We start from the raw sequence: 6,296 nt of genomic DNA, 5'->3' as shown, positions 1-6,296 counted from the left end.
CATAACCTGAAGGCCGCAGGTTCAAATCCTGCCCCCGCAACCAAAATCTTGTATACCAAGTTTACGCCCCGCCATCTGGTGGGGCTTTTTGCGTTACACCGCACGGGTCAACAATAGGGAAACAAAAGGGCCAAAACTGCGTGAAAGATTAGGGGCATAGTAGGCGAGGAGGATCAGGAACGCGCCAAAGCCGCAGAAGCCCGCGTTCACTCGGGACAAAGGCTGATCTGCAATTGGGCAGGCGCAGCAGGCGCAATCTCGTCCCGCACCTGATCCAGCAAGGCGAGTAGATCGTCCTGCCGTGGTTGACCGAATGCCAGCCGATCCAGCGCCACTGAACGGTCCAGCCAGGAAAGCCGGGTCTCTTCACGGCCGAAGGGAGCGACATGGCGTTCGACCTTGGCGGGGCCGTCGAGCACCGAGAAAGGCTACGTGGTCCTGACCGTTCCTTCCGTTTGCATCGGTATCGCCCCAGGGGCGCGGCCGGTCCGTGCGGAGGACATGGCCTTCAGGTATCGCACCAGACCGCATCGGTATTGGACCAAAGACGACTGCCAGTGCCATCTTCAGGTCATCGCAAGACCCGAAGTGAAGGCCAATGCCGTGACCAAGATCGACCGTATCGACGCCATCATCATCGACGTGCCGACTGTGCGCGGCCATGTGCTGTCGATGACCACGATGCTGACCCAGTCGGTCGTGCTGGTCCGCGTGCGCTTCTCGGACGGGTCCGAGGGCCTGGGAGAGGGCGCCTCGATCGGCGGGCTGTCCTATGGGCCGGAAAGCGTCGAGAGCGTGAAGCTGGCGATCGACACCTATATCGCTCCGGTGCTGGTGGGGATGGACGGGGATGCCATCGCGGCGGCCAGCGCGCATATGGAGAAGGCGGTGAAGGGCAACCCCATCGCCCGCGCTGCCGTGGAATGCGCGCTGTGGGACGGCCTGGGGCGTCGGGCTGGCCTGTCAGTCGCGCAGCTTTTCGGGGGCCGGGTGCACGACCGCCTGCCGGTGGCCTGGACGCTCGCCAGTGGCAACAGCCAGACCGACATCGACGAGGCCGAGCGGATGCTGGAGACCCGCCGCCACCGCGATTTCAAGCTGAAGATCGGCAAGCGCCCGGTGAAGCAGGACATCGCCCATGTGGCCGCCATCGCCAAGGCCGTGGGCGACCGTGGCACGATCCGGGTGGATGTGAACCAGGCCTGGAGCCTGACCGACGCCCGCTATGGCGCGCGGGGGCTGCAGGAGATCGGCTGCGTGCTGATCGAACAGCCCGTGGCACGCGACAAGCTGGCCGCGCTGAAGACGCTGACCGACGGGTATGAGATCGCCATCATGGCCGACGAGGTGCTGCAAGGCCCGTCGGATGCGATGCGGGTGGCCGCCAACCGCTCGGCCGATGTCTTTGCGGTGAAGGTCTGCCAGTCGGGCGGGTTGAAGCCCGCCTCGGACGTGATCGCCATCGCCCGCGCCGCCGGGATCGACCTTTACGGCGGCACCATGCTGGAAAGCGGTCTTGGCACCGCCGCCGCGATCCAGCTGTTTGCCACCGTGCCGGAGTGGCAGTTCGGGACCGAGATGTTCGGACCGCTGCTTCTCAAGGACGAAATTCTGGCCGAACCGCTGGAATACAAGGATTTCTCGGTGACCGTGCCGCAAGGCCCAGGCATCGGGGTGATGCTCGACGATGACAAGGTGAACTTCTACCGCCGCGACCGCCAGGTCTCGGTGCGTGGAGTCATGGGGGCCATCGCGGGCGAGTGACAAGCCCCCATCGGGGGAGGAGAGGGCCCGGAAAGCACCGCTTTCCGGGGACGAGGGAGCTTTGTCCCGCGAGGGGCATCATGGAGGGAGAGAGCCATGTTTACCGACGCAGGTCTCGACGAGATCACCCGCCGCCTGGACGGCATCGTGCAGGACAAGCCGGAAGAAGGCATCTTCCGCGCCCGCCGCGACATGTTCACCGACCCGGAGCTTTTCGAGCTGGAGATGAAGCATATCTGGGAAGGGAACTGGATCTACCTGGCCCACGAATCCCAGATCCCGAACGTCAACGACACCTTCACCACCCATATCGGCCGCCAGCCGATCATGATCACCCGCGACAAGACCGGGACGCTGCACGCGCTGATCAACGCCTGCTCGCACCGGGGCGCGATGCTCTGCCGGCACAAGCGGCAGAACAAGGCGACCTTCACCTGCCCCTTCCACGGCTGGACCTTCAACAACACCGGCAAGCTTCTGAAGGTGAAGGACCCCGAGGGCGCGGGCTACCCCGAGCAGTTCAACAAGAACGGCAGCCATGACCTGAAGCGCGTGGCCCGGTTCGAGTCCTATCGCGGGTTCCTGTTCGGGTCGCTGAACCCCGACGTGCAGCCGCTGTCAGATTACCTGGGCGAGGCCAAGGTGATGATCGACATGGTGGCCGACCAGTCCGACGAGGGGCTGGAGGTGCTGCGTGGGTCCTCCACCTACACCTACCAGGGCAACTGGAAGCTGCAGGCCGAAAACGGCGCGGACGGCTATCACGTCTCGGCCGTACACTGGAACTACGTCGCCACCACCAGCCACCGCGCCGATGAGGGCAAGGATGAGGTGAAGTCGGTGGACGCCTCGAAGTGGAACAAGCAGAAGGGTGGGTTCTATTCCTTCGACAACGGCCACCTGGTCCTGTGGACCAAATGGGCCGACCCGTCGAACCGCCCGCTTGCACCGCGCCGGGACGAGCTGGTGGCCAAGTATGGAGAGGCCAAGGCCAACTGGATGATCGGCTACCTGCGCAACCTCTGCCTCTATCCGAACCTGTTCCTGATGGACCAGTTCTCCAGCCAGCTGCGCGTGTTCCGCCCGATCAGCGTCGACAAGACCGAGGTCACGATCTACTGCATCGCGCCGAAGGGCGAGTCCCAGGAAGCCCGCACCCGCCGCATCCGCCAGTACGAGGATTTCTTCAACGCCTCGGGCATGGCGACGCCGGATGACCTTGAGGAATTCCGCGCGACCCAGATGGGTTACGCTGCTGCCCCCACCGCCCAGTGGAACGACCTGACCCGTGGGGCGACCCAGTGGATCACTGGAGCGGACGAAGAGGCGCAGCGGATCGGGTTGAAGCCGATCCTCTCCGGCGCGCGGACCGAGGACGAGGGTCTTTTCGTCATCCAGCACACCCAATGGACCGAACGCATGGCCGCCGCCGTCGCGGCCGAGCGCCAGACCGCAACCCAGATCGCAGCGGAGTAAGCCCGATGAACGCCGTGACCGATACCCAGCTGTCCTACGACGCGCTCTGCGCTTTCCTTTACGCCGAGGCCCGCGCCCTGGACGACCGCCGGTTTGACGACTGGATCCAGTTCTACCACCCGGACTGCCCGTTCTGGATGCCGGCCTGGGACGACTACGACACCCTGACCGAGGACCCGGCGAACGAGATGTCGCTGATCTATTACCCCAACCGCAGCGGGATCGAGGATCGCGTCTTCCGCATCAAGACCGACCGGTCGTCCGCCACCTCGCTGCCGGAACCGCGCACCGGGCACAACATCACCAATGTCGAGGTGCTGGGGCGCGAGGGGACGAAGACCCACCTGCGCTTCAACTGGATGACGCACAACTATCGCTACGGGACGACCGACACCTATTGGGGCACGTCGTTCTACACGGTCGATGTCGCCTCGGGCGCGCCCTTGATCACCTCGAAGAAGGTGGTGCTGAAGAACGACCGCATCCACCACGTGATCGACGTCTACCACATCTGACACCGCAAAGCCGTTCCCCAGACGGCACCCCGGCGCGGCCCCTGAGGAGGAGGCCCGCCGGGGAGAGGAGGAGCCATGACCTACAAGATCGCCCTGAACTTCGAAGACGGCGTCACCCGCATCATCGACTGCGAGGCCGACGAGAAGGTCTCCGACGCCGCCTTCCGGCAGAAGATCAACGTGCCGATGGACTGCCGTGACGGCGTCTGCGGCACCTGCAAGTGCAAGGCGGAGCGGGGCGAGTATGAGCTTGGCTTCTACCTCGAAGACGCGATGACCGAGGAGGAAGCGGCGCAGGGCATGGTCCTGACCTGCCAGATGATGCCGAAGTCAGATTGCGTCGTGGCGATCCCGGCCTCGTCCCTCGCCTGCAAGACCGGCGCGCAGAGTGTGCAGGCCAGCGTGGCGGGGGTCGAGGCTTTGTCGGAAACCAGCTTCCGCCTGCGGGTGACGCTGCCTGCGGCGATGCCCTTCCTGCCGGGCCAGTATGTCAACGTGCAGGTCCCGGGGACCTCTGCGACCCGGGCCTATTCCTTCTCCAGCCACCCGGAGGCGACAGAGGCGTCCTTCCTGATCCGCAACATCCCCGGCGGGCTGATGTCGGGCTACCTGGCCCGCGCCAAGGCTGGCGACGCCATGACGCTCACCGGCCCGATGGGGGCCTTCTACCTGCGGCCCGTCACCCGCCCGCAGGTCTTCCTCGCGGGCGGCACGGGCCTTGCGCCCTTCCTGTCGATGCTGGAGCAGATCGCCACCACCGGCACCGACCAACCGATCCGCCTTTACTACGCCGTCACGCGCGACGCCGACCTGGTGGAACTGGACCGGCTGGAGAGCCTCGCCGCGCTGATCCCCTCGCTGGAGATCATCACCATCGTCGCCGATGCCGCCAGCGCGCATGCGAAGAAGGGCTTCGTCACCGACCACCTGACCGCCGCCGATCTCTGGGACGGGGCGGCCGATGTCTACCTCTGCGGCCCGCCGCCGATGGTCGAGGCGGTGCGCGCGCATATGGCCGGGCTGGGTATCACGCCCGCGTCCTTCCTGTTCGAGAAGTTCAACCCCTCGGAAACCAAGGCGGCGGCGTGATGCGGTTCAAGGGCAGGGTCTTTGCCATCACCGGCGCCGCGCAGGGCATCGGACGGCGCGTCGCCGAACGGGCGGCTCTGGAAGGCGCGTCGGTCGCGGTGATCGACCGCTCGCCCATCGGGGCCGAGGTGGCTGACGCTATCAAGGCGGCGGGGGCCAAGGCGATCTACCTGCCCGCCGACCTGGAGACCCATGTCGGGGCCGTCGACGCGATGGACGGCGTCGTCAAGGAATTCGGCCGGATCGACGTCTCGGTCCACAACGTCGGCGGCACGATCTGGGCCAAGCCCTTCGAGCATTACGAGGCCGACCAGATCGACGCCGAGGTGCGCCGGTCGCTGTTCCCGACGCTCTATTCCTGCCACGCGGTCCTGCCGCATATGCTGGCCGCCGGGAAGGGCGTGATCGTGAACGTCTCGTCCATCGCCACCCGCAGCCTGAACCGCGTGCCCTATGCGGCGGCCAAGGGCGGGGTGAACGCGATCACCGCAAGCCTTGCCTGGGAAGTTGCCGAGCGCGGCATCCGCGTCGTCGCCACCGCTCCGGGCGGCACCGAGGCCCCGCCTCGGGCAGTGCCCCGGAACCCCAATGAACAATCGGCACAGGAGAAGGCCTGGTACCAAGAGATCGTCGACCAGACGGTCCAGTCCAGCCTGATGCGCCGCTACGGAACTCTGGATGAACAGGCGGGGGTGATCCTCTTCCTGGCGTCCGACGATGCCTCATACCTGACCGGGGTCACGATCCCGGTGGGCGGGGGCGACCTGGGCTGAACGGCCCGCCACACCGGCGCCGAGGAGGGCGCCACAAAGGGAGAGAGACAGATGAAGACGACCATTCGGGCGGCCCTTGCGGGGCTCGTCACCAGCACGGCCATGCTTTCGGCGGCTTATGCCGAGGATATCAAGGTGGGGCTCCTTCTGCCCTATTCCGGCGTCTATGCCGCACTTGGGCAGGACATCGACGACGCCTTCGCCCTGGGGCTGGAAACCTTCGGCGCGGACAGTGGTGCCACGTTCGAGATCGTCCGCGAGGATGATGAGGTGAAGCCTCCGGTCGGCCTTGCCAAGACCAAGAAGCTGATCCTGCAGGACGAGGTCGACGTGATGGTCGGCGTGGTCTCCTCGGGCGTCCTGGGCGCGATCCGCGACACCGTCGACGGCGCGGGCGTGCCGCTGATCGTGGCGAATGCGGGCAACGACGAGGCGACGGGCGAGCAGTGCAGCCCCTTCATCACCCGCGTCTCCTTCTCGAATGCCCAAGTCAACCGGCCGATGGGCCAGTGGCTGGTCGACCAGGGTGTGAAAAAGGTTTTCACCATTGCCCCGGATTATGCCGCCGGTCGCCAGATGATCGACGCCTTCACCGCCGCCTACACCGCTGCGGGCGGCGAGGTGGTGGGCCAGGAATGGCCCGCTTTCCAGAAGACCCAGGACTTCGGGCCGTATCTGG

7 protein-coding genes are annotated in these 6,296 nt (G+C 65.8%); 6 read left to right on the top strand and 1 reads right to left on the bottom strand.

What is annotated here, in order from left to right:
• Positions 1–206: 206 nt before the first annotated feature.
• Positions 207–419 carry a hypothetical protein gene (locus ACE3Q6_RS22080; protein ID WP_374437258.1) on the bottom strand — a complete coding sequence of 71 codons (213 nt, stop codon included), beginning with the start codon at positions 417–419 and terminating at the stop codon, positions 207–209.
• 184 nt (positions 420–603) lie between these two features.
• Here ACE3Q6_RS22080 and ACE3Q6_RS22075 point away from each other — a divergent pair, with 184 nt between their 5' ends.
• The 6 genes from ACE3Q6_RS22075 to ACE3Q6_RS22050 form a co-directional block, all read left to right on the top strand.
• The gene (locus ACE3Q6_RS22075) at positions 604–1,764 is read left to right on the top strand and encodes a muconate/chloromuconate family cycloisomerase (protein WP_374437256.1); all 1,161 of its coding nucleotides are present in this window, start codon (positions 604–606) and stop codon (positions 1,762–1,764) included.
• A gap of 96 nt (positions 1,765–1,860) precedes the next feature.
• Complete coding sequence (gene benA / locus ACE3Q6_RS22070) at positions 1,861–3,240, top strand: benzoate 1,2-dioxygenase large subunit (protein WP_374437253.1); 1,380 nt, start codon at positions 1,861–1,863, stop codon at positions 3,238–3,240.
• A 5-nt stretch (positions 3,241–3,245) separates the two neighbouring features.
• Positions 3,246–3,755: a benzoate 1,2-dioxygenase small subunit gene (benB, locus tag ACE3Q6_RS22065; RefSeq protein WP_374437249.1), complete on the top strand. Its 510-nt coding sequence runs from the start codon at positions 3,246–3,248 to the stop codon at positions 3,753–3,755.
• A gap of 75 nt (positions 3,756–3,830) precedes the next feature.
• Positions 3,831–4,844 (top strand): benzoate 1,2-dioxygenase electron transfer component BenC, encoded by a 1,014-nt coding sequence (gene benC, locus ACE3Q6_RS22060; protein ID WP_374437246.1) that lies wholly within the window; start codon positions 3,831–3,833, stop codon positions 4,842–4,844.
• The gene (benD, locus tag ACE3Q6_RS22055) at positions 4,844–5,617 is read left to right on the top strand and encodes a benzoate diol dehydrogenase BenD (RefSeq protein ID WP_374437243.1); all 774 of its coding nucleotides are present in this window, start codon (positions 4,844–4,846) and stop codon (positions 5,615–5,617) included. The genes benC and benD overlap by 1 nt, the downstream gene beginning before the upstream one ends.
• A gap of 51 nt (positions 5,618–5,668) precedes the next feature.
• On the top strand, positions 5,669–6,296 hold a 628-nt coding region (locus tag ACE3Q6_RS22050), incomplete at its 3' end, for an ABC transporter substrate-binding protein (protein ID WP_374437241.1).

Source organism: Tabrizicola sp., from assembly GCF_041913445.1.
Lineage (GTDB): Bacteria > Pseudomonadota > Alphaproteobacteria > Rhodobacterales > Rhodobacteraceae > Tabrizicola.
Note: the sequence above shows the minus strand (reverse complement) of the source record. Positions and strands in the feature narration are given on the sequence as shown.